General features: G+C 68.4%; 25 protein-coding genes. 17 read left to right on the top strand and 8 right to left on the bottom strand.

Features of this window, described 5'->3' with window-relative positions; all coding sequences use genetic code 11:
* Window positions 1-45: 45 nt before the first annotated feature.
* Window positions 46-492 carry a universal stress protein gene (locus tag ABE424_RS17590; protein WP_346492866.1) on the top strand — a complete coding sequence of 149 codons (447 nt, stop codon included), beginning with the start codon at window positions 46-48 and terminating at the stop codon, window positions 490-492.
* Between the two features lie 192 nt (window positions 493-684).
* Here ABE424_RS17590 and ABE424_RS17585 read toward each other — a convergent pair whose 3' ends face one another.
* The gene (locus ABE424_RS17585) at window positions 685-924 is read right to left on the bottom strand and encodes a hypothetical protein (protein ID WP_176987809.1); all 240 of its coding nucleotides are present in this window, start codon (window positions 922-924) and stop codon (window positions 685-687) included.
* 82 nt (window positions 925-1,006) lie between these two features.
* Entirely contained in the window at window positions 1,007-1,288 is a 282-nt protein-coding gene (locus ABE424_RS17580) for a DUF2782 domain-containing protein (RefSeq protein ID WP_176987810.1), read from the bottom strand.
* Window positions 1,289-1,385: 97 nt separating this feature from the next.
* Between ABE424_RS17580 and polA the strand changes: the two genes are divergently transcribed.
* Both polA and ABE424_RS17570 read left to right on the top strand, forming a co-directional pair.
* Entirely contained in the window at window positions 1,386-4,157 is a 2,772-nt protein-coding gene (polA, locus tag ABE424_RS17575; RefSeq protein ID WP_346492921.1) for a DNA polymerase I, read from the top strand.
* A 357-nt stretch (window positions 4,158-4,514) separates the two neighbouring features.
* On the top strand, window positions 4,515-4,988 hold the full coding sequence (locus tag ABE424_RS17570) for a YetF domain-containing protein (protein WP_176987812.1): 474 nt from the start codon (window positions 4,515-4,517) through the stop codon (window positions 4,986-4,988).
* Window positions 4,989-5,049: 61 nt separating this feature from the next.
* Here the strand turns inward: ABE424_RS17570 and hemF are convergent, their stop codons facing one another.
* Genes hemF through ABE424_RS17545 form a run of 5 tightly spaced genes read right to left on the bottom strand, consistent with a single transcriptional unit; the run spans window position 5,050 to window position 11,142 of the window.
* Window positions 5,050-5,946, bottom strand: a complete 897-nt coding sequence (hemF, locus tag ABE424_RS17565) for an oxygen-dependent coproporphyrinogen oxidase (RefSeq protein WP_179459709.1) — start codon at window positions 5,944-5,946, stop codon at window positions 5,050-5,052.
* Between the two features lie 52 nt (window positions 5,947-5,998).
* Window positions 5,999-7,645: a hypothetical protein gene (locus ABE424_RS17560; protein ID WP_346492922.1), complete on the bottom strand. Its 1,647-nt coding sequence runs from the start codon at window positions 7,643-7,645 to the stop codon at window positions 5,999-6,001.
* 52 nt (window positions 7,646-7,697) lie between these two features.
* The gene (locus ABE424_RS17555; RefSeq protein ID WP_346492923.1) at window positions 7,698-8,297 is read right to left on the bottom strand and encodes a hypothetical protein; all 600 of its coding nucleotides are present in this window, start codon (window positions 8,295-8,297) and stop codon (window positions 7,698-7,700) included.
* Window positions 8,298-8,327: 30 nt separating this feature from the next.
* Window positions 8,328-8,747 (bottom strand): NUDIX domain-containing protein, encoded by a 420-nt coding sequence (locus ABE424_RS17550; protein WP_346492925.1) that lies wholly within the window; start codon window positions 8,745-8,747, stop codon window positions 8,328-8,330.
* 28 nt (window positions 8,748-8,775) lie between these two features.
* The gene (locus ABE424_RS17545) at window positions 8,776-11,142 is read right to left on the bottom strand and encodes a S9 family peptidase (RefSeq protein WP_346492924.1); all 2,367 of its coding nucleotides are present in this window, start codon (window positions 11,140-11,142) and stop codon (window positions 8,776-8,778) included.
* 330 nt (window positions 11,143-11,472) lie between these two features.
* Here ABE424_RS17545 and ABE424_RS17540 point away from each other — a divergent pair, with 330 nt between their 5' ends.
* Together ABE424_RS17540 and cydB are read left to right on the top strand one after the other, a co-directional pair.
* A complete protein-coding gene (locus ABE424_RS17540) occupies window positions 11,473-12,870 on the top strand; it encodes a cytochrome ubiquinol oxidase subunit I (protein WP_346492800.1) in 1,398 nt (465 codons plus the stop codon).
* 1 nt (window position 12,871) lies between these two features.
* Window positions 12,872-13,885: a cytochrome d ubiquinol oxidase subunit II gene (gene cydB / locus ABE424_RS17535; RefSeq protein WP_176987818.1), complete on the top strand. Its 1,014-nt coding sequence runs from the start codon at window positions 12,872-12,874 to the stop codon at window positions 13,883-13,885.
* A 676-nt stretch (window positions 13,886-14,561) separates the two neighbouring features.
* On the opposite strand, the gene ABE424_RS17530 is transcribed toward cydB, so the two are convergent.
* Entirely contained in the window at window positions 14,562-15,584 is a 1,023-nt protein-coding gene (locus ABE424_RS17530; RefSeq protein WP_346492801.1) for a pteridine-dependent deoxygenase, read from the bottom strand.
* A gap of 181 nt (window positions 15,585-15,765) precedes the next feature.
* Between ABE424_RS17530 and ABE424_RS17525 the strand changes: the two genes are divergently transcribed.
* The 12 genes from ABE424_RS17525 to ABE424_RS17470 are packed head-to-tail and all read left to right on the top strand — an operon-like array spanning window position 15,766 to window position 26,705.
* Window positions 15,766-16,500 (top strand): beta-ketoacyl synthase chain length factor, encoded by a 735-nt coding sequence (locus ABE424_RS17525; RefSeq protein WP_346479180.1) that lies wholly within the window; start codon window positions 15,766-15,768, stop codon window positions 16,498-16,500.
* Window positions 16,493-17,296 (top strand): lysophospholipid acyltransferase family protein, encoded by an 804-nt coding sequence (locus tag ABE424_RS17520; RefSeq protein WP_346492802.1) that lies wholly within the window; start codon window positions 16,493-16,495, stop codon window positions 17,294-17,296. The genes ABE424_RS17525 and ABE424_RS17520 overlap by 8 nt, the downstream gene beginning before the upstream one ends.
* The gene (locus tag ABE424_RS17515) at window positions 17,283-17,543 is read left to right on the top strand and encodes a phosphopantetheine-binding protein (protein WP_019185497.1); all 261 of its coding nucleotides are present in this window, start codon (window positions 17,283-17,285) and stop codon (window positions 17,541-17,543) included. Before ABE424_RS17520 ends, ABE424_RS17515 begins: the two co-directional genes overlap by 14 nt.
* A gap of 20 nt (window positions 17,544-17,563) precedes the next feature.
* On the top strand, window positions 17,564-17,821 hold the full coding sequence (locus tag ABE424_RS17510; protein WP_346492803.1) for an acyl carrier protein: 258 nt from the start codon (window positions 17,564-17,566) through the stop codon (window positions 17,819-17,821).
* 22 nt (window positions 17,822-17,843) lie between these two features.
* Complete coding sequence (locus tag ABE424_RS17505) at window positions 17,844-18,395, top strand: hypothetical protein (protein WP_176987822.1); 552 nt, start codon at window positions 17,844-17,846, stop codon at window positions 18,393-18,395.
* Entirely contained in the window at window positions 18,388-20,073 is a 1,686-nt protein-coding gene (locus ABE424_RS17500) for an AMP-binding protein (protein ID WP_346492804.1), read from the top strand. Before ABE424_RS17505 ends, ABE424_RS17500 begins: the two co-directional genes overlap by 8 nt.
* Entirely contained in the window at window positions 20,066-20,851 is a 786-nt protein-coding gene (locus tag ABE424_RS17495) for a glycosyltransferase family 2 protein (protein WP_346492805.1), read from the top strand. Before ABE424_RS17500 ends, ABE424_RS17495 begins: the two co-directional genes overlap by 8 nt.
* Entirely contained in the window at window positions 20,848-21,795 is a 948-nt protein-coding gene (locus ABE424_RS17490; protein ID WP_346492806.1) for an acyltransferase, read from the top strand. The genes ABE424_RS17495 and ABE424_RS17490 overlap by 4 nt, the downstream gene beginning before the upstream one ends.
* Window positions 21,785-23,341, top strand: coding sequence for an aromatic amino acid ammonia-lyase (locus ABE424_RS17485; protein ID WP_346492807.1), 1,557 nt, complete (start codon window positions 21,785-21,787; stop codon window positions 23,339-23,341). The genes ABE424_RS17490 and ABE424_RS17485 overlap by 11 nt, the downstream gene beginning before the upstream one ends.
* On the top strand, window positions 23,328-23,750 hold the full coding sequence (locus ABE424_RS17480) for a thioesterase family protein (protein ID WP_346479175.1): 423 nt from the start codon (window positions 23,328-23,330) through the stop codon (window positions 23,748-23,750). The genes ABE424_RS17485 and ABE424_RS17480 overlap by 14 nt, the downstream gene beginning before the upstream one ends.
* Entirely contained in the window at window positions 23,747-24,367 is a 621-nt protein-coding gene (locus ABE424_RS17475; protein WP_346492808.1) for an outer membrane lipoprotein carrier protein LolA, read from the top strand. Before ABE424_RS17480 ends, ABE424_RS17475 begins: the two co-directional genes overlap by 4 nt.
* Entirely contained in the window at window positions 24,360-26,705 is a 2,346-nt protein-coding gene (locus ABE424_RS17470) for an MMPL family transporter (RefSeq protein ID WP_346492809.1), read from the top strand. Before ABE424_RS17475 ends, ABE424_RS17470 begins: the two co-directional genes overlap by 8 nt.
* Window positions 26,706-26,713 lie beyond the last annotated feature (8 nt).

The following is a 26,713-nucleotide window of genomic DNA, read 5'->3' as shown; positions in this document are numbered from 1 at the left end:
GTGCAATGGTGGTGTCCCCATTGCCCATCCCCAAGGAGCTCTGCCATGTACAAGCGCATCCTGATTGCCACCGATGGTTCGGAGCTGGCCGAGAAAGGCCTGGCCAAGGGCCTGGAGCTGGCCAAGGACCTCGATGCGGAGGTCGATATCGTGACTGTCTCCGAGCCGTGGGCGGTCGGCATGTACGACGCGATGGGCTGGAGCGTGGGCTACATGAACACGCCCGAGTACAAGGCCGACCGCGAAGAGACCGCGCAGAAAGTGCTGCAGCCGGCCAAGGCCGCCGCCGAAGCGCAGGGCCTGCGTACCACCACCGTGCACGTGCTGGACCGCTATGCCGCCGACGGCATCATCGATACCGCCACCGAGCGCGGCAGCGACCTGATCGTGATGACCTCGCATGGCCGCCGCGGCGTCACCCGCGTACTGCTGGGCAGCCAGACCGCCGAGGTACTGGCCCGCAGCACGGTGCCGGTGCTGGTCATCCGATAACGGGGAAAGCGGTATCCGGTAACGGAGACACCGGTAGTGCCGGCCGCTGGCCGGCTCCTCGGGTAGTCCGATGCACCCGCAACCGCCCCCACCGCTCGGCCCGCCCGCTGGCCGCCTCCGCGCGTCGCCCGCTCCCCGCGCCCCCGGCCAGCGGCCGGCACTACGCATCCGTTGCGCAGCGTGCGCGTCCGGTCAGTCGCGCAGCTTCAACGTCTGCGATTCATCCAGCGTGCCATCCGGCTGAAGCACCACGTAACGCTCGCCGCTGCGGTCGAACAGCACCGGGATCGGATCACGGAACAGGGGGCGGCGCACGAAGCGCAGCTGCCAGCCGAAATGTTCGAGTGTCTCCACCGCCTGGCGCTGCTCCGCGGTCAGGCCGGCGCGCAGTTCAGCCGGATTCGGGACGTTGCGGCGTTCGGGTGTGGTCATCGAGCGTAGACGTGCAGGGACGGGCTTGCTGCCCCGGCCGCCGCGTGCGGGCGCGGGGCGGCGGGGCGGACACCAGCGGGGTTCACCAGCTGTAGAGCTTCCAGTAGACCGGCGAGACGCCGTCCTTGTCGCTGTCCATGCGGCCATCGCCGTTCTGGTCGTACATGTAGAACGGCGCGCCGCGCGACGGAGTCACCTTGACCATCCGCAGCTGGCCACCGACCCGGTATTCCTCGATGGTGTCGCCATTGTCCTGGACGGTCTTGAGCACGTCGGCACCCGAGACATCGACCGGGGGCCTGCCGCCACCACCGGTGGCACAGCCGGCCAGCGCGAGCAGGCCTGCGAGCAACAGAATCTTCATGGGCCGGGAGTCCTTGGGCGAAGAAGGCCTGATTATGCCCGATGGATCGTGAGCCCGGTGCCGACGACGGTCAGGGCCGGGCGCGTAGAATCGTCATATGAGCCGATTAGTCCTGATTGACGGGTCCAGTTACCTGTATCGCGCGTTCCACGCGCTTCCGCCGCTGACCAACGCACACGGTGAACCCACCGGTGCCTTGTTCGGTGTGGTCAACATGCTGCGCGCCACCCTGAAGGAGCGCCCCGAGTACGTCGCCTTCGTGGTCGATGCGCCCGGCAAGACCTTCCGCGACGACCTGTATGCCGACTACAAGGCCAACCGCCCGCCGATGCCCGACGACCTGCGCCCGCAGATCGAGCCGATGTGCCGCATCGTCGAGGCGCTGGGCCTGAGCATCCTGCGCATCCCCGGCGTGGAAGCCGATGATGTGATCGGCACGCTGGCCCTGCAGGGCCACCGCGAGGGCCTGCAGGTGACCATCTCCACCGGCGACAAGGACTTCGCCCAGCTGGTCCGCCCGGGCATCGAGCTGGTCAACACCATGACCGGCAGCCGCATGGATTCGGACGCGGCCGTGATGGAGAAGTTCGGCGTGCGCGCCGACCAGATCGTCGACCTGCTGGCGCTGATGGGCGACGCGGTCGACAACGTGCCCGGCGTGGAGAAGTGCGGGCCCAAGACCGCCGCCAAGTGGCTGGCCGAGTACCAGCACCTGGATGGGGTGATGGCGGCGGCGCCGACCATGAAGGGCAAGATCGGCGAAAACCTGCGCGCGGCGCTGGAGCGCCTGCCGCTCAACCGCGAGCTGGTCACGATCCGTACCGATGTGCCGCTGGAAGTGACGGCGCAGACGCTGCCGCTGCGCGAGCCGGACGTGCCGTCGCTGAGCGAGCTGTACCTGCGCTACGGCTTCACCCAGGCCCTCAAGGAGCTGGGCGGCCCCGTGCCGGCCCCGGCCGCTGCCAGCGATGCCCCGGTCAGCCTGCGCGGCACCGCGGCCGGCTACGCCCGTGCCACGCCGGATGACGCGGTGGTGCCGGTCGATCCCGCACTCTCCGCCCCGGGCGAGTACGAGATGGTGCTGACCACCGGGCAGCTGGAGGCCTGGGTGCAGCGCTTGGCCGATGCCGAGCTGATCTCGTTCGATACCGAGACCGACGCGCTGGACGCCATGCGCGCCAACCTGGTCGGCATCAGCCTGGCGGTCGAACCGGGCCGGGCCGCCTACATCCCGGTCGGCCACGATTACCCCGGCGCGCCGGCGCAGCTGCCGCGCGAGCAGGTGCTCGAGGCGCTGCGTCCTGCCCTGGAAGACCCCACCAAGAAGAAACTAGGCCAGCACGGCAAGTACGACCTGCACGTGCTGCGCCGCCACGGCGTGAACCTGCAGGGGTATCACGACGACACCATGCTGGAGAGCTTCGTGCTCAATTCCACCGCCACGCGCCATGACATGGACTCGCTGGCGATGCGCTACCTGGGCTACACCACGATCAAGTTCGAGGAGGTCGCCGGCAAGGGGGCCAAGCAGATCTCGTTCTCGCAGGTCGGCCTGGACGAAGCCTGCCGCTATGCCGCCGAAGATGCCGACGTGACCCTGCGCCTGCACCACGCGCTGCAGCCCCAGCTGCAGGCCACGCCGTCGCTGGATGGCGTCTACCGCGACATCGAGATGCCGCTGGTGCCGGTGCTGGCGCGGATCGAAGCCAATGGCGTGCATATCGACATGGCCGAGTTGCGCCGGCAGAGCCAGGACCTGGGCTCGCGCATGCTGGCCGCCCAGCAGAAGGCCACCGAGCTGGCCGGGCGCACGTTCAACCTGGATTCGCCCAAGCAGCTGCAGGCCGTGCTGTTCGACGAGCTCCAGCTGCCGGCGCTGGTGAAGACCCCCAAGGGCCAGCCCAGCACCAATGAAGAGGCGCTGGAGGCGATCGCCGAGCAGCACGAACTGCCCCGCGTGATCCTGGAGTACCGCGGGCTGGCCAAGCTGCGCAGCACCTACACCGACAAGCTGCCGGAGATGATCAACCAGGACACCGGGCGGGTACACACCAGCTACCACCAGTCCGGTGCCGCCACCGGCCGGTTGTCGTCCTCCGATCCGAACCTGCAGAACATCCCGATCCGCACCGAGGACGGCCGCCGCATCCGCCGCGCTTTCGTGGCCCCGCCGGGGCGCAAGATCCTGGCCTGCGATTACTCGCAGATCGAACTGCGGATCATGGCCCACCTCTCCGAGGACCCGGGCCTGGTGCGGGCCTTCGAGCAGGGCGTGGACGTGCACCGGGCGACCGCGGCGGAAGTCTTCAGCCGGCCCCTGGACGAGGTGACCTCCAACGAGCGCCGGGCCGCCAAGGCGATCAACTTCGGCCTGATGTACGGCATGAGCGCGTTCGGGCTGGCCCGCAACCTGGGCATCGACCGCGGCCAGGCCCAGGACTACGTGGCCCTGTACTTCAGCCGCTACCCGGGCGTGCGCGATTTCATGGAGCGCATGCGCCAGCAGGCCCGCGAGCAGGGCTATGTCGAGACGCTGTTCGGCCGCCGCCTGTACCTGAACGACATCAACGCCCGCAACCAGGGCCTGCGGGCCGGTGCTGAACGGGCCGCGATCAATGCCCCGATGCAGGGCACCGCCGCGGACATCATCAAGCGCGCCATGGTGAACGTGGACAGCTGGCTGCAGGACCACGGCGACCAGGCCAAGATGATTCTGCAGGTGCACGATGAACTGGTCTTTGAAACCGAAAGCAGTTTCCTCGACACCTTGCGTTTGAAAGTCGTTGAATTGATGTCCTCCGCCGCCGAACTGCGTGTTCCGCTGGTGGTGGATGCGGGCGTGGGCGACAACTGGGACGAGGCGCATTGAGGCCTGAATCACAGTCAAAAGGCTGAATTGGTTCAGTGCCCCGCGATAATCTGACTGTTGGATGAATGTTTATAGGGAGAGGCCCGGATTAATTGGGCCCCTTCACGAACTATCAATGTTCGGGGTGCTTTTATAGACCTCGACAGGCGCAATGCCTGTTGTGGATCTCTCCCATCCCCTGGAGCAGATCTCGGAACGGGGGCTCCTCCCCAAGCGCCCGTTCCCCGGCCCCGCTAACCTCCCCCTGGTTGGCGGGGCTTTTTATTTGTGGCGTCGGAACATGGCCGCCCGCGACGCCGGCCATTGCCTCGCGCCGGGTGCCGGCCCATGCTGCCCGGACCAGTCCGGGGAGAGGCAATGAGCGACCTGTTTGCATTGGCCATGCCGTGGTGGGAATTCATCCTGCGCGCGGTGGTGGTGTACGCGGTGGTGCTGGGCATGGTCCGGCTGTCCGGTAAACGCGCGCTGGGCCAGATCACGCCCTTCGACGTGCTGCTGATCGTGCTGCTCGGCAACGCGGTGCAGAACGCGCTGCTCGGCGAAGACACCTCCCTGGGCGGCGGCCTGCTGCTGGCGGCGACCCTGATCTCGATCAACTACGGCGTGGGCTGGCTGAGCACGCGCAGCCGTCGTGTGGAGACCTTGGTCGAAGGCGAGCCGATCCTGATCGCCCGCGACGGCAAGGTGCTCGATTCGGTGCTCAAGCGCGAACTGGTCACCCCGGCCGATCTGGACGCCGCGATGCGCCAGCAGGGCTGCCTGTCGATCGACGACGTCGCCCTGGCGGTGCTGGAGATCAACGGGCACATCACGATCGTGCCAAAGAAATAAAAAATAACAGGGACGGAGGTAGTTAAGCGCGTGCGCTTAACTACCTCCGTCCCCGTTACTGCTACACCCAGTCGCGCGGCACCAGGTAATCCGCCAGCCGCGCCTCATCGCTGCCGGCCTCCGGCTGGAAGCCATACTCCCAGCGCACGCGTGGCGGCAGGCTCATCAGGATGCTCTCGCTGCGCCCGCCGCTCTGCAGCCCGAACAGCGTGCCGCGGTCGTAGACCAGATTGAATTCGACGTAGCGGCCGCGACGGTACAGCTGGAACTCGCGCTCTCGCTCGCCATACGGGGTGTCCTTGCGACGCTCGACCAGCGGCAGATAGGCCTCCAGGAAGCCATCGCCGACCGCGCGCAGGTAGGCGAAATCGCGCTCGAAATCGCCGTGCAGGTCGTCGAAGAACAGGCCGCCCACGCCGCGCGTCTCGTTGCGATGGCGCAGGAAGAAATACTCATCGCACCAGCGCTTGTGCGCGGCATAGCGCTCCTCGCCGAACGGCGCGCACAGATCGTGCGCGACCTGGTGCCAATGCCGCACGTCCTCGTCGATCGGATAGAACGGGGTCAGATCGAAGCCGCCGCCGAACCACGACGCGACCGCCACGCCATCGCGCTCGGCGCGGAAGTAGCGCACGTTGGCATGCGTGGTCGGCAGGTACGGATTGGCCGGATGGAACACCAGCGATACGCCGGTGGCGCGCCATGAGGCACCGGCCAGCTCGGGGCGGTTGGCCGAGGCCGATGGCGGCAGGCGCGTGCCGGCCACATCGGAGAACCCGATCCCGGCCTGCTCGAACACCGCGCCATCGCGCAGGATGCGGGTGCGGCCACCGCCGCCCTCCGCGCGTTGCCAGACATCTTCGGCAAAGCGCGCCTGGCCGTCGGCGGTTTCGATCGCCGCACAGATGCGGTCCTGCAGGTCGGTCAGATACGCGCGGACGCGGTCGAAGTCGTTCATGGGCGCTACTTTACCGCAGGCCGGTGCACGGCCTGCGTGTGCCCGGGTGAGCTCAACGGCCGCCTTTTCGGTTGGTGCTCTTGCTGTTTTTCGTCGGGGCGGGCGTTTTGGGCGGCGTGTCCTCACCATCGACGTCCGCATCAGCATCCGCATCCGCTTCGACCGCCATGCGCTCGGCGATCTGCTCCAGCCCGGCGCTGACCTGCATCAGCCCCCAGTTGCGGGTCGCGTGCACATCGCAGGCGACGTGCGTGCCTTTGCCATCCTTTGCGCAGACGGCGGCCATCTGCTCGGGCAGCTGTTCGTCACCGGTGTGTTCGTAGACGCTGGCCAGGTTCTCGCAGCCTTCGCGCACACCGGCCGTGCACAGCTTCAGATAGAACGGCGCCGCCTCGGCCCAGCGGTCGCGCAGGGCCAGCTGGTGGCCGGCGGCATTGCAGCCCTGCAGCTTGCCGGCCGCGCAGCAGGCCTGGGCGCCGCCCTCACGGCCCAGCGTCGGGCAGTCCTGCGGCAGCGGGGTTTCGACGAAGACCACCGGCGCACTGCACTGCTGCGCCTCGCCGGTGCGCTCGTAGTAGCTGAAGCGGTTCCAGCTGTCCATGCCGATCAGGTTGCCGTTGGCCAGGCGCTTGAACACGAAGTCGTCGCCCTGGTCGTGGCGCACGCGGATGTCGCCGTCGACCAGGCGCGCGCGCAGCTTGCCGCCGAAGCCGCTGTCGATCATGCCGCCATCGCCGAACGGCAGATGGTCCATCAGGCCCTGGCTGGCCACGTAGCTGCCGCAGGGCAGTGCGGTGGCCGCCAGTGGCGTCAGTGCGTTGGCATCCAGCTTGGCCAGCGGCGCCGCCCGCTCACAGGCGCGCGGGTCCTTGCCGCGGCTGCAGGCCCGCTGCAGGGCATCGCGGGCGGGGACCAGGCGGCCGGCCTCCCACAGGGCTTCCGCGGCCTTGGCGCAGAACGTGCCGCCGGTCTGTGCCTGGCAGATCGTGGTGATCTCATCGAGCTGCGCGGCCGGCAGCGGCGAGGCAGCCGCGGCCGCGAGCCCGCCGACCAGGGCCTTGGCAAAGGCCTGGCCCATGGCGTCACGTGCGGCCTCCAGGCAGGCGGCCTGGTCGTACTGGGCGGCGTCGGGCTTGCAGACCTCCGGCTCGGCCATATCCGGGCTGTCATCCTGCGTGGCCGCCAGCGTCCTGGCCTCGTGCGCCTCGGACTGGAAGTTGGACAGCAGGCGCTTGCAGGCGGCCGGGACATCCTCGCGGCACCACTGGCGGAGGCGGTCATTGTTGGCGAACAGCATGTCGTCCAGGCAGGTGCCGATCTCGGCCCGGCAGGACGCAGCGGGGAACACCGTGGCGGGGCGACAGGGGGCGGCCTTCTGCAACCGGTACGCGTTGAAGCGGTCGCTGAGCCGGCGGCCGCCGTCCTCCACGGTCAGCGCGCCGACGCCGCCGTTGTCCAGGTCGGCCAGCTTCAACTCGTTGCCAAGGCGGCTGAGCAGGTACGGTTCGGGCGCCTGCCCGGGAATCTGCCGATAGCCCTGGTTGGCGCTCTCCAGCGTCAGCGTGGTGCCGGTGTCCTCGGCCAGGAAGGTGCCGCAGACCATGGCCTGGGCGGCCGCGGGCAGGCTGACCGCCGTGAGCAGGGTGAACAGCGTCGCGCGCCAGCCGTGGCGGCGCAGGAGGGGAATCGAAACAGTCACAGCATCATCCTTGCGGGGGTGGTGCAGCGCACGCGGGCGCTGCGGGGGAATCTCAGCGGCGGAACAGCGCACGCACATCCGGCGCGCACAGGCGCACGATCAGCCAGACATGGAGCACCGCGAACGCGACAGCGGTCAGTCCGGTCAATCCCGTCCAGATCACACGCAGCACCCGCAGGTCTCTGCGAAGCTGCAGGATTTCCAGCGAATAGGTCTGCGCCGGCAGCTGCGCCAGCACATGCCGGAACGCATCGTCGACGGCCCACACGACCACCCCGTTGAGTACGGCGGTCACGGCGAGCAGCACGACGAACGACGCCCACGCCCCGCGCCAGCGGCGCAGCATGCCCCAGCACGACACGGCGCCGGCCAGGCTCGACACGCACAGCACCATGTTGGCCAGGACCGGATGCGCCAGCAGCCACTGCAGCGTGCCGGGCAGCCAGTGCAGGTCCTCGCCGGCCAGCAACGCCTGCAGGGTGTCGGCACCGGACAACGGAATGGAGATCAGCGCCAGCACCGCCCACAGCGCGGCCGAGGCCAGGCAGACCAGCAGCACGGACTTGAGCAGGGGCGCGAGGAACGCAGGTGCGCCATCCCCGCTGGGGCGTGGCGTGAACGAAGGCAATTGCGGGGGAAACGACGCTGACATCCGGTGTCCTGGTTGGGCAGGCCACGACGTCTAGGTCGCAGCCACCGCGTTCGCGGCCGCGGGCAGGATATGGTCTGCGCTCAGTGGTGCCAAGCGCACGCCATGCGGCGGGCGCAGCGGCACCCAGGCCAGTTCGGCGATTTCCGCCTGCGCCCGGGGCAAACCGGTCACCGTCACCAGATACGCATCGGCGCGCACACGATGCCCGGCTTCATGCACCGCCCACGTCTCGAAGCGGCCCAACGCCACGGCGCTTCCCGCCACCAGGGTGACACCGAGTTCCTCCTGCAGCTCGCGCGCCAGGGCTACCAGGGGCGCCTCGCCGGGCTCGTACTTGCCGCCGGGCTGGATGAAGGTCTCCGAGCCCTGTTTGCGCACCACCAGCACGCGGCCGCCGGCATCGAAAACGACCGCGGCGACGATATCGATCGTCGCCGCGGCGTGCTGCACGTCAGGGGGCACCGACGTCATCGCTGGATTACTTCAGGGTCTCTTCGAACAGCTTGAGGATGCGCTTGTACTGGTCCAGCCAGGAATCGGCACGCACGTAGCCGTGGCGCTCCAGCGGGTACGGCGCGATCGTCCAGTTGTCCTTGTGCAGCTCGATCAGTTTCTGGGTGAGGTTGACCGAGTCCTGGAAGAACACGTTGTCGTCCATCATCCCGTGCGCGATCAGCAGGTGATCCTGCAGGCCTTCGGCATATTCGATCGGTGACGACGTGCGGTACGCCTCCGGGTCGATGTCCGGGGTGTTGAGGATGTTGGCGGTGTAGCCGTGGTTGTACTGGTGCCAGTCGACCACCGGACGCAGCGCGGCACCGGCCTTGAACGTGCCCGGCGAGCGGAACAGCGCCATGAAGGTCATGAAGCCGCCGTAGGAGCCGCCGTAGATGCCGGCGTGGTCGCGGTCGCCCTGCTTGGTCTGGACCAGCCAGTCCAGGCCGTCCTTGTAGTCTTCCAGTTCCGGATGGCCCATGTTGCGGTAGATCGCCGTGCGCCAGTCGCGGCCATAGCCTTCGCTGCCGCGGTAATCCATGTCCAGCACGATGTAGCCCTTCTGCACCAGCAGGTTGTGGAACATCTGCTCGCGGAAGTAGGCGGGGTAACGCTGGTGCACGTTCTGCAGGTAGCCGGCGCCGTGTACGAACATGGCGATCGGGTACTGCTTGCCCGGCGCGAAGGTCTCCGGGCCGTAGTACTTGGCCCAGACCACGCCGGCACCGTGCTTGGACGGCACCTGCACCAGCTTGGGCTGGATCCACTCGCGCGCCTTGAATTCGGCGCTACGGGTATCGGTCAGCACCTTGGCCTGGCCACCCGCGGTGGGCACCACGGCCAGCTGGGTCGGCAGGTAGGCGCCGGAGTAACGCACCAGCAACTGCTGGCCGTCCGGGGAGAGCGAGAAGTCTTCCACGCCATTGAGCGAGGTCAGCTCACGCACCTGCCTGCTGGCGCTGTCCACCGCGCACACTTCGTAGTCGCCCGGCGACTGCTGGTTGCACAGGACGTAGAACCCGCGGCCGTCTGCGCTGGGGACCGGCATCGAGGTTTCCCACTTGCCGCCGGTCAGCGCCTGCGGCTTCGCCGTGCCCTGCTGGGTGTACAGGTGCGAATAGCCGGATTCTTCGGACAGCAGCCACAGCGTGCGGTTGTCGTTGGACCAGCCGAAATCGTTGAAGCTCCAGTTGATCCAGGCGCTGTCGGTCAGGCGATGACGCGTCTCCAGCTTGCCGCTGGTCGGGGTCACGGTGGCGATCCAGCGGTCCTTGTTGTCGTTGGCACGCAGCATGATCGCGGCCTGCTGGCCATCGGGGCTCCAGCGGATGCCGGGCGCACCGGGGCCACCGAGCACTTCCACCGGGCGGTTGCCCTTCAGGGCATCCTTGCCGGCCGCCTTGCGCAGCGCGGCCAGCGGGTCGGTGGCGATGCCCGGCAGGCCGTCCAGCGACAGCGGCTTGACCGTGCCGGCGACGGCATCGACCAGCCACAGCGCGTTCGGTTCCGGATCGTTGCGGCCGACGCGGGTGCGGGTGTCTTCGAACTCTTCGTAACCGGATTCGGTCACGTATTTGGGCATTTTGCCGCCGCGGCCTTCATCGAAGCTCTTCGGCTTGGTCACCACGATCAGGGTGCGCGCATCGGGCGAGAGCACGCTGTCGACGATCTCCACGTCGGCGCCCAGATACACCGGGCCCGGCGCGCGGGTGCCGTCGGCACGGCGCCAGCTGGCTTCCTGTGCCTTGAGCGCCTCGCGCTGGGCGCGATCGTTGCGCAGCGTGGCCAGGGTGCGCAGCTGCTGCTCGCGCAGGGTGTCGGCCTTGGGGGCGTCGTCCGGGTTCTTCTCGGCCTTCAGGCTGGCCACCTGCTGCACGCCGGCGGCGGCGGTCCAGTGGAACCACCCCTGGCCGGTGCGCCAGATCACGCCGCCGTCGCGGGCGAAATTGACCACGTCGGACTTCTCCGTGCTGCGGGTCAGCTGGGTCAGCGCGCCGCTGCGCAGGTCGCGCACGAACACATCACCATTGCGCACGAAGGCCGAGCGCTGGCGCGCGCTGTCGTAGACCGGGCTGTCCACGTCGAGGGTGCCGCGCTGGTCATCGCCGACCTGGGCGGCCACGCCACCGGCCACCGGCTGGCGGAAGGTGTCGCGCACCGGGCTGCCGGTGCGCTTGAGCTGGTACTCGACCTGCTGGCTGTTCCAGGACCACCACGCGCTCTCGACCGGCGGACCGATCCAGTCCGGGTCGGCCATCGCCTGCTCGATGGTGATCGGCGTCGGCGCCGCATGGGCAGCGCCGCCGAGAGCGGCGAGCAGCAGCAGGGACAAAGGCAGCGTTCTGGGCATTGCGGGCGGCACCGTAGTAGAAAACCCGGCAAGCGTAGCAGCCGCAAGGACCGCAGGAAGGGGCCACAGGTCATGGGCGTGCGCTCCTGCGGAAGGCAAAACGGTGGTCGGTGGGTCGGGCGCTGGGCCCCCATACCCTTGGAGGCGAAATAAAGGAGGAGGGGGCGGCCGCAGGCCGACGCCGGGGGACATTCGCCGGAAAGGGTATGGGAGCCCAGCGCCCGACCCACCTGCGACAAAGTGAAGCAGCGCGTCACCGGGTCGCATGTGCCTTTCACGGATACCGGCCCAGACTGGTGCGGATTTCCAGAAACCACCCGGAGGCGTCACGTGGACGCGTTGTTGTTGTCGCGGATCCAGTTCGGGTTCGTCATCAGTTTCCATGTGCTGTTCCCGGCCTTCACGATCGGTACCGCCAGCTGGCTGGCCTTTGTCGAATCGCGCTGGCTGCGTACCGGCAATCCGGTCTGGCGCGAGCTGTATTTCTTCTGGCAGAAGATTTTCGCCGTGTCCTTCGGCATGGGCGTGGTCAGCGGCATCGTCATGGCCTTCCAGTTCGGCACCAACTGGCCACGGCTGAGCGAGGTCGCCGGGACGGTGATCGGGCCGCTGCTGACCTATGAAGTGCTCACCGCGTTCTTCCTGGAGGCCAGCTTCCTGGGCGTGATGATGTTCGGCTGGGGCAAGGTCTCGCCGCGGCTACATTTCTTCTCCACCTGCATGGTCGCGCTGGGCACGCTGGTGTCCACGTTCTGGATCCTGTCCTCCAACAGCTGGCTGCAGACGCCGGCCGGTTACGAAATCATCGACGGCATCGTGCACCCGCAGAACTGGTGGCAGGTGGTGTTCAACCCGTCCTTCCCGTACCGCCTGGCGCACATGGCGCTGGGCTCGTTCATCACCACGTGCTTCGTGATCGGCGGCGTGGGCGCGTGGTACCTGCGCAAGGACGTGCACCGCGAGGCCGGGCGCAAGATGCTGCTGGCGGCGGTGGGTTTCGCCGCGTTGACGGTCCCCGTGCAGATCTTCGTCGGCGACATGCACGGGCTGAACACGCTCAAGCACCAGCCGATGAAGATCGCGGCGATGGAAGCGCACTGGCACTCCGAAGGCGAGGGCAAGGGCGTCCCCCTGGTGGTGTTCGCGGTGCCCAATGAAAAGGCCGAACGCAATGACTACGAAATCGCGATCCCGCGCCTGGGCAGCCTGATCCTGACCCATTCGCTGGACGGCAGCTTCGAGCCGCTGACCTCGGTGCCCGCCAGTGATCGGCCCCCGGTGGTACCGGTGTTCTTCGCGTTCCGGGTGATGGTCGGGCTGGGCACGCTGATGCTGCTGCTGGCCTGGGTCTCCGCGTTCCAGTGGTGGCGCGGCAAACTGCTGCAGTCGCGCTGGTTGATCCGCGGCTGGAACTGGATGCTGCCCAGTGGTTTCATCGCGCTGATCTCGGGGTGGTTCGTGACCGAGATGGGCCGGCAGCCGTGGGTGGTCTACGGCGTGCTGCGTACCGCCGATGCGGTGGGTCCGCAGAGCGCGTGGATGACTGCGTTGTCGCTGGGCGTGTACATCGTCGGCTATGCGTTCGTGTTCGGTTGGGGCGTCTGGTACCTGGTGAAGATCATCCGTACCGGTCCCAAGCCGCACGATCAGGCACCGAAACTGGATGCCGGCAGCCACACCCCGGCGCGGCCGCTGTCCGGTGCCGATGAACCGCTGGAGGAGCGCTGAGATGGAAATGACGACCTGGCTGCCCGTGGCATGGTTCGCGGTGATCGGTTTTGGGGTGCTGATGTACGTGGTGCTGGATGGCTTCGTCCTCGGCATCGGCATCCTCGCGCCGATGGCCGAGGATGAGGAACAGCTCGACATCATGATGAACACCGCCGCCCCGATCTGGGACGGCAACGAAACCTGGCTGGTGCTGGGCGGGGCCGGCCTGATGGCGGCCTTCCCGAAGGCCTACGCGGCGCTGCTGTCGGCGCTGTACCTGCCGGTCCTGCTGCTGGTGGTGGCGCTGGTATTCCGCGGCGTGGCGTTCGAATTCCGCTTCAAGGCGCACCGCTCGCGCAAACTGTGGAGCGTGGCGTTCGGCCTGGGGTCGCTGCTGGCCGCCTTCGCGCAGGGCGTGATCCTGGGCGCGCTGGTGCAGGGCCTGCAGGTGGTGGACGGCCGTTACGTTGGCGGCGCGTTCAGCTGGTTCAGCCCGTTCTCGATGCTGACCGGCGCGGCGGTGGTGTTCGGTTACGCGCTGCTGGGCAGCACGTGGCTGATCCTCAAGACCGAAGGCCGCGAGCAGACCTTCGCCCGCACCTTGACCCGCCCGCTGGTGGTGGCGGTGATCGTGTTCATGGGGCTGGTCAGCGCCTGGCTGCCGTTCCTGGATTCGCGCCTGATGGCGCGCTGGTTCAGCGATGGCAATTTCTGGTGGCTCTCTCCCGTGCCGTTGCTGACCCTGGCGGTGGCCACCGCACTGTGGCGCAGCGCGATGCACCCCAAGCGCGACCTGCCGCCGTTCCTGTTGACGCTGGCCCTGTTCGTGCTCGGCTTCATCGGCCTGGTGCTGGGCATGTGGCCCTACCTGCTGCCGCCGAGCATGACCTTGTGGCAGGCGGCCGCGCCGGCATCGTCGTTGAGTTTCAGCCTGGTCGGGCTGGTGATCCTGCTGCCGGTGATCCTGGGCTACACGGCGTGGTCATACCGGGTATTCCGCGGCAAGGTACGGGCGGATGTGGGGTATCACTGAGGCGTCGGCTGGTCGTTGTCCTGATGGGGCGAGGGCGGCCACCCCCTGCCGGGACGCGCCGTAAACCCATCCATGGGGGCTCGACGGGCGCCATCCATGGCGCCCGACGGTCCCGTCAGGGGGTAGCCACCCTCTCCCTGGACACGTCGCGTTGCCGGTGGGAAATGGCAACAGCAAAAGCTGGTGCAAGAGCAGCCGACCAGCGGTCGGCTCTACCAGAGCCAGAGCCACAGCGAGAGATCGCCATATTCATCAAGAAGAAGTGTCAGGCAACCGATCGGGCGCGGTCTGCTGTTGATGTTACCCATGCGCACCAGCCAACTGTCGGAGGGGCGGTGTGGGTGGGGTGGCGGGACCATGTGTTGCCATGGATGGCAATGAGCTTACATGGGTGAAGGCGCATTGCTCGCGAGGCACTGCCTCGCATGCGACTGAACGCACAGCCGTCAGCGGCTGGGCCGGGCCGCGGAGCGGGACTTGCAGCGGGTCCCGACACCCCACCCACGCCGACCCAGGCCAGGCACGACCGGCAAACCAAAGCTTTAGGCTTCTGAAGGCTTGCAGCTGCTTAAAGAGTGGTTAACGGCGAAAAGAGCAGCCGAGAAAAAGAGCAGCCGACCAGCGGTCGGCACTACAGGGCCTGCAGCCGGCGAAGGGGAGGACAGCCGCCGGGAACTCAGCCGTGCAGCCCCTCGATCTCCACCAGCAGCTCCGCACGACACACCTCGGCGTGCAACACCACGAACGGCGGCGCCGTCGGCAGTGCCGCCATCTGCGCCGCCACCGCCGCCATATCCTCCGCACGACGCACATACACCTTCAGCACCGACGTCGAGCCCAACACCGGTGACAGCGACGGCCGCTGACCGCGCGCCGTATCCACCAGACTCTGCAGATTCGTCAGCGTCTCCCGCAACTGCTCATCCACCGCCCCCGTGTGCTGCGACACATGCCCCACGATCGCCGCCGTCCCCGACTGCAGCAACGGCAGGCCCGTGGCCAACGGCGGCAGCAGCGCCCGCGAAAAACTCGGTGACTGCGGCCCGTACTGGCGTGGATAGCGGAACGCGCTCACCTGGCGCGGATTCTCCAACGGCTGGCCCGGCTCGCGCGCCGACAACCAGTACACCTGCAGGCGGCGCTCGCCATCGAAACGGCCAATGCACGTCGCCGCCGGCAGCGCGGCTTCATCCAGTTCCCGCAGGCCCCGCACGCGGCCCACGCAGAAACGCCGGTAGCGCTCCTGATCACCCTCGCCCTCGGTCACCGCATCCAGATAGTTCCAGGTCCGCAACAGATGCGGATACCCGCAGCGCGACAGGAACGCGCTCATCCGCGCGTAGGCCTCGGCCGCGGCGGTCTCGATGTCGCTGTCGATCTCGTCGATGTCCAGCACCCCGAACAGCAGCTGGCCGTTGTGCGACCAGCGCACGCCGTCGGTGACACCGTGCTCGACGGGCGTGCCACCACGCCACACCTCGACCTGCGCCGGGCCCTGCTCGGCCAGCGGCACCTGCAGCCAGCGCGGGTCCGCCAGCGGAGCGGGGTGCAGGCCGAAGCCGAACACCGCCAGGGTGCGCGGGTCGGCCAGGGCCGCGTCACGCTGCGCCGCCGGGACGTAGGCGACATGGAACAACGCAGGTCCGGAGGAAAGGGGGGCGACTGCCGGGGCCGTTGCGTTGTCGATCGTGTTGCTCATTTCAGAATGTGAATGCTGCCAGTGCCGAGAGTGTCATGATAGCGTGCGCTCCTTTCTCGGCACCGCCACCGGTGCCAGGCGATGTCGACGACAGGCGTGGAATGGCTGGCATGGGGGGCCGTTCTGCGTTGCCACCATGGCTCGTGCCTTCTCTTGGTACCCATCCATCATGTTGGCGGGAATGATTGAGTTTTCTGTAATCGATTGGGCGGCGTGGGCGCCGGGCATCACGACCCGGGCGGAGTGGCAGGCGTGGGCGAAGGCCCCCTGGCTGCCGGCCGGCGACGATACCCCGGCGTTGTCCGAAGTGCCGGCCATGCAGCGGCGCCGGATCGAACGGCTGGGGCGCATGGCGATCCAGACCGCGTGCTGGTGCGAGCAGCCCGACGACGGTGGCCAGGTGCCGCTGGTGTTCGCCTCGCGCCATGGCGATGTGGCCCGCTCGATGGAACTGCTCAATACCTTGAGCGCGGACCAGCCGATGTCGCCGACCGGCTTCGGGCTGTCGGTCCACAACGCGATCGCCGCGCTGTATTCGATCGCCCGCGGGCATCGGGGCAACTATCTGGCCCTCGCGGCCGGCCGCGCCACGGTCGAGACCGCCTGCGTCGAGGCCTTCGGGCTGCTCGCCGATGGCGCGCCCGAGGTGCGGCTGGTGGTCTATGAATCCCCCTTGCCACCGATCTACGCCGGCTTCGCCGACGAGCCCGACCCGTTCTTCGCCTGGTGCTGGCGGCTGGGACCGGCCGACGGCCCGGGCACCCGGCTGTCGCTGGGCTGGGGCGCCGGCGGCGAGGACCGTCCCTCCCAGGGGCTGCCGCACGGCCTGGAAGCCCTGCGCTTCCTGCTCGACGGCGGGCCTGCGCTGGGGCTGGATGCCGACGGCCAGCATTGGACCTGGCAGCGCCATGGCTGAGCGTTGGCCGGCCCGGATCAACCGTGCCTGGCGGGTGCTGGGCACGGGCCTGAGCTTTGCCGCCTTCGGGATCGGCGGGCTGGTGCTGGGCGGCCTGCTGTTCCTGTCGCTGCTGCTGATCCGCGATCCGGTGCGCCGGCGCGTGCTGGCCCGGCGGCTGGTGCAGGCCGGGTTCGCCACCCATGTCGGCCTGATGCACCGGCTCGGGCTGATGACGTATGACATCCGCGGGGGCGAGCGCCTCCAGCGCAACGGTCTGCTGATCCTGGCCAACCACCCGACCCTGATCGACGTGGTGCTGTTGATCGCCCAGCTCCCCAATGCCGACTGCGTGGTCAAGCAGGCGGTGGCGCGCAACCCGTTCATGCGCGGCCCGGTCCGGGCAGCGGGCTATGTCTCCAATGACGACGGTGCCGGGCTGGTCGACGACTGCATCGCCGCGGTCCGGGCCGGCGGCACCCTGGTGATCTTCCCCGAGGGCACCCGCACGGTGCCGGGCCAGCCGCCGAAGCTGCAGCGCGGGGCGGCCAACATCGCCGTGCGGGGCCGGCTGGACATCACCCCGGTGCGGATCACCTGCACCCCGCCGACCCTGACCAAGGGCCAGAAATGGTATCGTGTGCCATCACGGCGATTTCACGTTCAGCTGGAAGTCGGGGAAGATCTCCCGATTGCCCCGTTTCTGAACGAGACCGGCGATGCGCCCAGGGGGGATGCCTTGGCGGCCAGGCGTGTGACCGATCATCTTGCCCATTACTTCGACTTCGCTGGAGACCCGACCCGTGCAGGCACTTGAGCACGAGATCAAGGAATTGATCATTTCATCGCTTTCACTGGAAGACATCACTCCCGAAGACATCGATTCCGCCGCCCCCCTGTTCGTGGAGGGGTTGGGCCTGGATTCGATCGACGCGCTGGAACTTGGATTGGCCCTGCAGAAAAAGTACGGTGTCAGCCTGTCAGCCGATTCGGAAGAGACCCGTCGCCATTTCTCCAGCGTGCGTGCCCTGAGCGAGTTTGTCGCCGCACGCCAGCCGTCCTAACGGCGCGTCAGGATTTACCCATGACCAAGACCGAACTTTTCGAGCGCATCGTCAAGATCCTCAAGGACAGCTTTGAGATCGAGCCGAGCTGCATCACGCCCGCCGCGCGCCTGTACGACGACCTGGACATCGACAGCATCGACGCGGTCGACCTGATCGTGCAGCTCAAGCCGCTGCTCGGCCGCAATCTGCAGCCGGAAGCGTTCAAGCAGGTGCGTACCGTGCAGGACATCGTGGATGTGGTGCACGGGCTGTTGCCCGGTCAAGCGGCCGCCTGACGGCCATCGCTGAAGACTGACCATGGTCCGGGTACGCGTCGCGGCGTTTGCGTTGCTGTCGCTGGCATACCCGCTGGTGGTCTACCTGTCGCTCGGCCGGTTCGAGCCGCGCTGGTTGTCGCTGCTGCTGTTCACCCTGGCCGCGCTGCGCGCGCTGACCACCCGCCAGGCGGTGTGGTGGGTGGCCGCGCTCGGCACCGGCCTGCTCGCCCTGATCGCCACGGCCTTCAACGAGGCGCTGCCGCTGAAGCTGTACCCGGCACTGGTGAACGCGGTGATGCTGGTGATCTTCGCCACCAGCCTGCGCTTCGGGCCCAGTGCCGTGGAGCGCCTGGCGCGGTTGAGCGAGCCGGATCTGCCGCCGTTCGCGGTGCTCTATACCCGCCGCGTCACCTGGATCTGGTGCGGCTTCTTTGTTCTCAACGGAAGTCTGGCCCTGGCCACGGCGCTGTGGGCGTCCAACCAGGTCTGGGCGTTCTACAACGGAGTGTTGGCCTACGTGATGATGGGTGCGCTGTTTGGCGGGGAATGGCTGGTCCGGCGACGGGTCAAGGCGGCGCACGCGCATGGCTGAGTGGATCGCCCTTGACCGGTTGGCGCTGGCGGCGCGGCCCGGCCGCATCGTCGGCATCGCCGGCGACACCGTGGTGGACCACCCGCAGTTCCGTGCGCAGGTGCTGCGCTGGCAGCAGGCATTCGCGCGCGCGCCCGGCACCGACTGGGCGCTGTATTTCGATGACACGCTCACCTTCGCCGCCGCCCTGCTGGGTGCCTGGCATGCCGGCAAGCGCGTGTTCCTCGGCGGCGACAACCTCCCGGCCACGCTGGAAGGGCTGAGCCCGCGCGTGGCCGGATTCGCCGGTGACGTGCCGGCGCGGTACGCACCGCTGCAGCCGGATGCGGAGGTCGACCCGGCGCGGGTGCTGCAGCCGCTGGATGAGGCGGTGCTGGAGCTGGTGGTGTTCACCTCCGGCAGCACTGGCGCGCCGAGCGCGATCGTCAAGCGCATGCGCCAGCTGACCCGCGAGGTGGATGCGCTGCAGGCCGCCTTCGGCGAGCAGCTCGATGGCGCGCAGGTGCAGGGCACGGTCTCGCACCAGCACATCTACGGGCTGCTGTTCCGGGTGTTGTGGCCGCTGGTGGCCGGGCGCGCGATCCAGCCGCGGCGGTTCTTCCACGAAGACCTGGTCAGCGCGCTGGGCGGCCAGCCGTCGGTGCTGGTGGCCACCCCGGCCCATCTCAAACGCCTGCCCGAGCAGCTGGACTGGTCCTCGCTGGGCGGCCAGCTGCGCGCGGTGTTCTCCTCCGGCGGGCCATTGCCGACCGAGGCCGCGCTGCAGGTGCGCGCCTTGATGGGCGTGGCGCCGACCGAGGTGTTCGGCAGCAGCGAGACCGGTGGCATCGCCTGGCGCCGCTGGAGTGCCGAGCAGCCGCAGTGGCATCCGCTGCCGGGCGTGGCGTGGCGGATCGACGCGGGCTGCCTGGCGGTCCGCTCGCCGCACCTGGACGGCGACGACTGGTGGCTGACCCAGGATCGGGCCGTGGCCGATGACGGCCACAGTTTCCGCCTGCTCGGCCGCGCCGACCGCATCGTCAAGATCGAAGAGCGCCGGGTCTCGCTGGATGGCCTGGAGCAGCAGCTGCGTGCGCACCCGGCGGTGCAGGACGTGCGCGTGCTGGTGCTGCCCGGCGCGCGCGAACAGCTGGCCGCCGTGGTGGTGCCGCAGGCTGCAGGTGCCGCCCAGTGGGACGATGCCGAGCGCCGCCGCCAGGCGCAGCAGCTCGTCGCACACCTGGCGCGCAGCCACGACGCCGTGACCCGGCCGCGTCGCTGGCGTTTCATCGACGCATTGCCCTTCAACGCGCAGGGCAAGGTCACGGTCGCGGCATTGGCCGCACTGTTCCGCCCGGTGATGCCCACGGCCGAGTGGCAGCAGCGCGATGCCACCACCGCCGCGCTGCAGTTCGTGCTGGATCCGGACCTGGTCGCGTTCGACGGGCACTTCCCGCAGGCGAAGATCCTCCCGGGCGTGGTCCAGCTGGACTGGGCGATCCACTACGGCCGCAGCGCGTTCACGATGCCGCCGCGGTTCCTGCGGATGGACGCGGTGAAGTTCCAGCACGTGGCGCGCCCGGGCGACTGCCTGCAGCTGAGCCTGGGCTGGGATGCCGCCAAGTCCGCCATGAGCTTCCGCTATGTCTCCGACCATGGCGTGCACGCCAGCGGCCGGGTGGTGTTCGGCGATGCGTGAGGACACCGTTACCCGCGTGAGCAGGCCGGCCTTCGCCCCGTTGGTGGTGATCCCGGTGTACGACCACGCGCACGCGATCGGCGCGGTGGTGCAGGGCGTGCTGGCCAGTGGCGTACCGTGCCTGCTGGTCGACGATGGTTCTCACTTGCCGTGCGCGCAGGTGCTCGATGCGCTGGCGCGCGCGCACGCACCGCAGGTGACGCTGCTGCGGTTGCCGGTCAACCAGGGCAAGGGCGGCGCGATGCTGGCCGGGTTCGCCGAAGCGGCGCGCCTGGGGTACAGCCACGTGTTGCAGATCGATGCCGATGGCCAGCATGAAACCGCCGACATCCCGCGCTTCGTGGCGCTGTCGCAGGCGCAGCCGGAGGCGGTGATCTGCGGCATCCCGGTCTACGACGCCAGCGTGCCGAAGGCGCGCCTGTATGGGCGCTATGCCACGCATATCTGGGTCTGGATCAATACGCTGTCGCTGCAGATCCGCGATTCGATGTGCGGCTTCCGGCTGTACCCGCTGGCACCGGTGACGCGCCTGATCGGCGAGGAAACCATCGGCCGGCGCATGGACTTCGACAGTGAGATCCTGGTGCGGCTGTTCTGGCGCGGCATCAAGGTGATCAGCGTGTCGACCGCGGTCACCTATCCCAGCGATGGCGTGTCGCACTTCGATGTCTGGCGCGACAACGTGCGCATCAGCCGCATGCATGCGCGCCTGTTCTTCGGGATGCTGTGGCGCGCGCCGCGGCTGCTGTGGCAGCGCATCGCGGGCCCGCGCGCATGACCACGCCCGCACCCGGAAGCGCGCCGCACTGGGCCGACATCGGCGAGTCCACCTCGGCCGCCGGCGTGCTGTTCCTGTGCTGGGTGCATCGCTGGTTCGGCCGTTGGCCGTTCCGCCTGTGCGTCTACCCGGTGGTGCTCTGCCATTGGTTGACCAACCGGGTCGCGCGCGAATCCTCGCTGCAGTACCTGGAGCGCCTGCAGGCGCATACCGGCGTGTTCGCCTCGACACCGGGACGCTGGCAGAGCCTGAAGCACTTCGCGCTGTTTGCCGACACCATGCTCGACAAGCTGCTCGGCCTGGGTGGCCGCTATCCACCCGAGCACATCTACCTGCAGCGCGACCTGGTCCTGGACAAGATCGCGCGCCGCGAAGGCGGCCTGATCCTCACCGCGCACATCGGCTGCCTGGAGCTGTGCCAGGTATTGGCCGAGCGGGTGCCGGGCTTCCACATCACCGTGCTGGTGCACACCGCCCACGCGCAGCGCTTCAACCGCCTGATGCAGCGGCTGGATCCGCTGGCCTCGGTGGAGCTGCTGCAGGTCACCGACATGGGCCCGGCCACCGCGGTCGAGCTGCAGCGCCGGGTGGAGGCGGGCGGCTTCGTGGCCATCGTCGGCGACCGCGTGCCGTTGCGTGGCGGGCGCACCGTACCGGCCTCGTTCCTCGGCCACACCGCGCAGTTCCCGATCGGCGCCTATGTGCTGGCCGCGGCGCTGGCCTGCCCGGTCTACACCATGGCCTGCCTGCATCATGGCCGTGGCTACCAGGTGCGCTTCGAACAGTTCACCGACCGCATCGTATTGCCGCGCGGTTCGCGTGACGCCGCGCTGACCGCGCAGGCCGAACATTTCGCCCGGTGGCTGGAAGTTCAGGTCACCCAGGCACCCTTGGACTGGTTCAATTTCTTCCCCTTCTGGGATCAGGCATCTCATGGCAAGTAAGGCCGATCAGGCACCCTCCGTCCGCTTCGGCGATGCGCCGCTGACCATCGAAGACGTGGTCGCGCTGTCGCAGCGCCAGGCCCGGGCCGTCGTCACCGACGATGCCGCGTTCACCGCGCGCATCCAGCGCGGCGCGGACTTTCTCGATCGCCTGCTGCGCGAAGATGGCGTCATCTACGGGGTGACCACCGGCTATGGCGATTCGTGCACGGTGAACATTCCGCCGGCACTGGTGGCCGAGCTGCCGCATCACCTGTTCACCTATCACGGCTGTGGCCTGGGGCGCTTCCTGGATCCGCAGGAAACCCGCGCGGTGATCGCCGCACGCCTGGCCTCGCTGGTGCGCGGCATGTCCGGGGTCAGCCACCCGCTGCTGCAGGGCCTGGCCACGCTGCTGCACCACGATGTGCTGCCGCTGATTCCCGCCGAGGGTTCGGTCGGCGCCAGTGGCGATCTCACCCCGCTGTCCTACGTGGCCGCGGTGCTGTGTGGCGAGCGCGAGGTGATGTACCAGGGTGCGCGCCGCCCGGCCGCCGAGGTGCTGGCGGAGATCGGCATGACCCCGCTGCGGCTGCGGCCCAAGGAAGGCCTGGCGATCATGAACGGCACCGCCGTGATGACCGCGCTGGCCTGCCTGGCGTATGACCGCGCCGATTACCTGACCAAGCTCGCCACGCGCCTGACCGCGTTCAACGTGCTGGCCAGCGACGGCAACGCGCACCATTTCGATGACATGCTGTTCGCCGCCAAGCCCCATCCGGGCCAGATGCAGATCGCCGCGCGCCTGCGCCAGGACCTGCACAGCGACCGCCCGCCGCGCAATGAACAGCGCCTGCAGGACCGGTACTCGCTGCGCTGCGCCCCGCACGTGATCGGCGTGGTGCAGGACGCACTGCCGTTCTTCCGCCAGCTGATCGAAACCGAGCTCAACAGCGCCAACGACAATCCGCTGATCGACGTCGAAGGCGAGCGCATCCTGCATGGCGGCCATTTCTACGGCGGCCATATCGCCTTTGCGATGGATGCGCTGAAGAACACCATCGCCAACTTGGCCGATCTGCTCGACCGGCAGATGGCCCTGGTGGTGGACGCGCGCTACAACCACGGCCTGCCGGCCAACCTGTCGGCCGCCACCGGTGAGCGTGCGGCGATCAACCATGGCCTGAAGGCGCTGCAGATCAGCGTCTCGGCCTGGACCGCCGAAGCGCTCAAGCAGACCATGCCGGCCTCGGTATTCTCGCGCTCCACCGAATGCCACAACCAGGACAAGGTCAGCATGGGCACCATCGCCGCGCGCGATTGCCTGCGCGTGATCGAACTGACCGAACAGGTCGTCGCCGCGCTGTTGATCACCGCCCGCCAGGGCGTGGCCCTGCGCGAGCGTGTCGGCATGAAGGCGACCCTGCACGGCGACCTGGCCGCGATGTACCAGGACCTGTCCGGGCGCATCGCCCTGATCGAGGAAGACCGCGCGCTGGATGGCGAGCTGCGCGCCCTGCTGGACGATATCCGCGCACAGCGCTGGGAGCTGTATGTCGACGCCTGAGCTGAGCTTCGAGGTGGCGCTGTCGCCGGCCTTCCACGACTGCGATGCGATGCAGGTGGTCTGGCATGGCAACTACTTCAAGTACTTCGAGATCGCGCGCTGCGCGCTGCTGCAGCGCCACGACTACGACTACCCGCAGATGCGCGATTCCGGCTACCTGTGGCCGGTGGTCGATGCGCGGGTGAAGTACATCCGGCCGCTGCTGTACGGCCAGGCGCTGCGCGTGCGCGCCACGATCACCGAGTGGGAGAACCGCTTGAAGATCGCCTACGAGATCCTGGATGCGGACAGCGGTGCCACGCTGACCCGCGCCCATACCATCCAGGTCGCGGTCGACGCGGCCACCAATGAAATGCTCTACCTGTGCCCGCCGGTACTGTGGGAGCGTCTGGGAGTGCAACCGCAATGAACCGTTTCCTGCGCACGGTGTGCGTGCTGGTGATGCTGGCGGTGGTCGCCCCGGCGTGGGCCGCCACCGATGTGGATGTCGTCAAACAGCGCGTGGCCAAGGTCGACGTGCTGCGCGGCGAGTTCACCCAGGAGAAGCAGGTCGCCGGCTTCAAGAACCCGCTGCGCTCGCAGGGCCGCTTCGTGCTGGCCCAGGCGCATGGGGTGATCTGGACCACGCTCAAGCCGTTCCCCTCCGAGGTGGTGGTCACCCGTGACCGCATCCTCAGCCGGCAACGCGATGGCAGCAGTCGCGTCGAAATGGATGGCCGCCAGCAACCGGCGATGCGCTCGGTCAACGCGATCATGTTCGCGCTGATGAGCGGGGATGCGCAGGCGCTGTCGGCGCAGTTCACGGTCAAGGTCGAGGTGTTGCCCGGCAACGCCTGGAAGATGCAGCTGACCCCGCGCTCGGCGATGCTCGGCAAGGTGTTCGCGCAGCTCACCCTGAGCGGCGACCGCTACGTGCGCGAAGTCCAGATCAACGAGGCCAACCAGGACGTCACCCGCATCCACTTTGCGGGCATGAGCGAGACGCCGGCCACGCTGAGCGCGGACGAGGGCGGCAGGTTTGAATGACGTGCTGACCTCGAACGGCCGCCTGCAGCGCATCTGGCGCTGGCTGGCCATTGTGTGGCTGCTGGTACTGGTCGGCCTCGGCGTGCAGCAGTGGCAGCTGTGGAAGAGCGAATCCCGGATCGATACCGACATCCTCGCGCTGTTGCCACAGGATGCGCATGACCGCCTGTTGTCCGATGTCACCCGGCGCATCGCCGATGCCAATGCACGTCAGATCGTGGTGCTGCTGGGCAGCACCGATGCGGCACGGACCAAGGCGGCCGAGGCGGCCTTCCGCGACGCCATCAAGGCAGAGCAGGGCGAGAGCCCGCTGCTGCAGGAGAGCGGCTCGATCGAGGGCTGGTTCGATCAGGCCCGCGCGTTCTACGCACCGTATCGCGACCGCCTGCTGACCAGCGCACAGCGCGAGCGCCTGCAGGACGAGCCCACCGAGGGCCTGGCAGCGTCGGCACTGGCGGCGCTGTACGGTCCGATGGGCGCACCGCGCCTGACCGAATGGCGCCAGGATCCGCTGTCGCTGTGGCCGCAGTGGTGGCAGGAACGCGCGCTGGGCTCGGGCCTGCAGATGGGCGATGACGGCCTGCTGGAGGCCGACGGCAAGCATTGGTCGATCGTGCAGTACGACACGGTCGGTTCGGCATTCAAGCTGGACGGCGAGCGGCACATCGATCTGCTGCTGGATATCGCCGCGGAAGCCGCCACGAAGCAGGCACCGGGCCTGGAGGTGCTGCGTGCCGGCGTGCCGCTGCATGCCGAAGCGGCGGCAGTGCAGGCCAGCTGGGAAATCAACACGATCGGCTGGGGCTCGCTGGCGGCGGTGCTGCTGCTGGTGTGGCTGGCGTTCCGCTCGTTGCGCCCGATCCTGCTGGTTGCCGCCTCGCTGCTGATCGGCTGCGGTGTCGCGCTGGCGGTGACCGTGCTGGTGTTCGGCAAGGTGCACGTGCTGACCCTGGTGTTCGGTGCGTCGCTGGTCGGTGTTGCCGAGGACTACGGCATCCACTGGTTCGCCTCGCGCCAGGCCGAGCCCGCCGACCGCCGCTGGAAGCTGCTGCGGCATCTGCTGCCCGGCCTGTGGCTGGCCCTCCTGACCAGTGCGCTGGCCTATCTCGCGCTGGGCCTGGCGCCGTTCCCGGGCCTGCGCCAGATGGCGCTGTTCTCGGTGGTCGGCCTCGCGGCCGCCTTCCTGACCGTGATCTTCTGGTTCCCGTGGCTGGATGGCGGCGAGATCCGCCGCACCGGGTTCGCCCGCTGGCTCGGCGCCACGCTGGAGCGCTGGCCGCGCCTGCATGGGCGCAGGGCCGCGGTGTTCCTGGGCGTGGTCACCGTGCTGTCCGCGCTCGGCATCGCCCGCCTGCAGACCAACGATGATCTGCGCAGCCTGCAGTCGTCGCCGCCCGCGCTGATCGCCCAGCAGATCCGCATCAGCCAGATGCTCGGCATGCCCAGCCCGGCCCAGTTCTACCTGGTGCAGGGCGACACCGCCGAACAGGTGCTGCAGCGCGAAGAAGCGCTGATCGACCGCCTGCGCGTGCTCGAGGCCGACAAGCAGATCGGGGGGTACCGCGCGATCAGCGATTGGCTGCCTTCGCAGCAGCGGCAGCACGCCGACGCCGCGTTGACTGCCAGGGTCGAGCCGCAGGTGCTGGCCCAGGTCGGTGAGGCCGTCGGTGAGCCACTGCTGCGCCCGGCCTACGCCGCGCAGGATCTGCAGGCCGACGCCTTCCTCGCCTCGCCGGCGGCGAGGCCGTTCCGCCACCTGTGGCTGGGCACGGTCGGGCAGGGCGTGGCCTCGGTGGTGATGGTCGACGACCTCTCTCGCGCCGATGCGCTGACGCTGCTGGAAGCGCAGGCCAAGGGCATCGACGGCGTGCGCTGGGTCGACCGCACCGCCGATTTCTCGCAGCTGCTCAAGCACTACCGCAAGCTGATGAGCGGCCTGCTGCTGATCGGCATCGCGCTGGTGTTCGCGGTGCTGTACTGGCGCTACCGCGGGCAGGCCTGGCGCGTGCTCGCGCCGACCCTGGTCGCCGGCGCGCTGACGCTGGCGCTGCTGGGCCTGTTCGGGCAGCCGCTGCAGCTGTTCAACGTGCTCGCATTGATGCTGCTGCTCGGCATGGGCATCGATTACGGCATCTTCCTGATCGAACACCGCGGCGATGCCAGTGCCTGGCTTGCGGTCTGCGTAGGGGCGGCCAGTACCTGGCTGTCCTTCGGCCTGCTCGGGCTGTCGGCCACGCCGGCGCTGCGGGCGTTCGGGTTGACCCTGCTGTTCGGCATCGGCCTGGTCTGGCTGATTTCGCCGCTGTTCCGACCACCGCCGCACGACGCGCCGCACTGAGCGACCGC

It is taken from the genome of Stenotrophomonas sp. TWI1149, from assembly GCF_039673155.1.
In the GTDB taxonomy this organism is placed as follows: domain Bacteria; phylum Pseudomonadota; class Gammaproteobacteria; order Xanthomonadales; family Xanthomonadaceae; genus Stenotrophomonas; species Stenotrophomonas maltophilia_AA.
The sequence above is the reverse complement of the archived record's forward strand: the minus strand, read 5'-3'. Positions and strand labels throughout refer to the sequence as shown.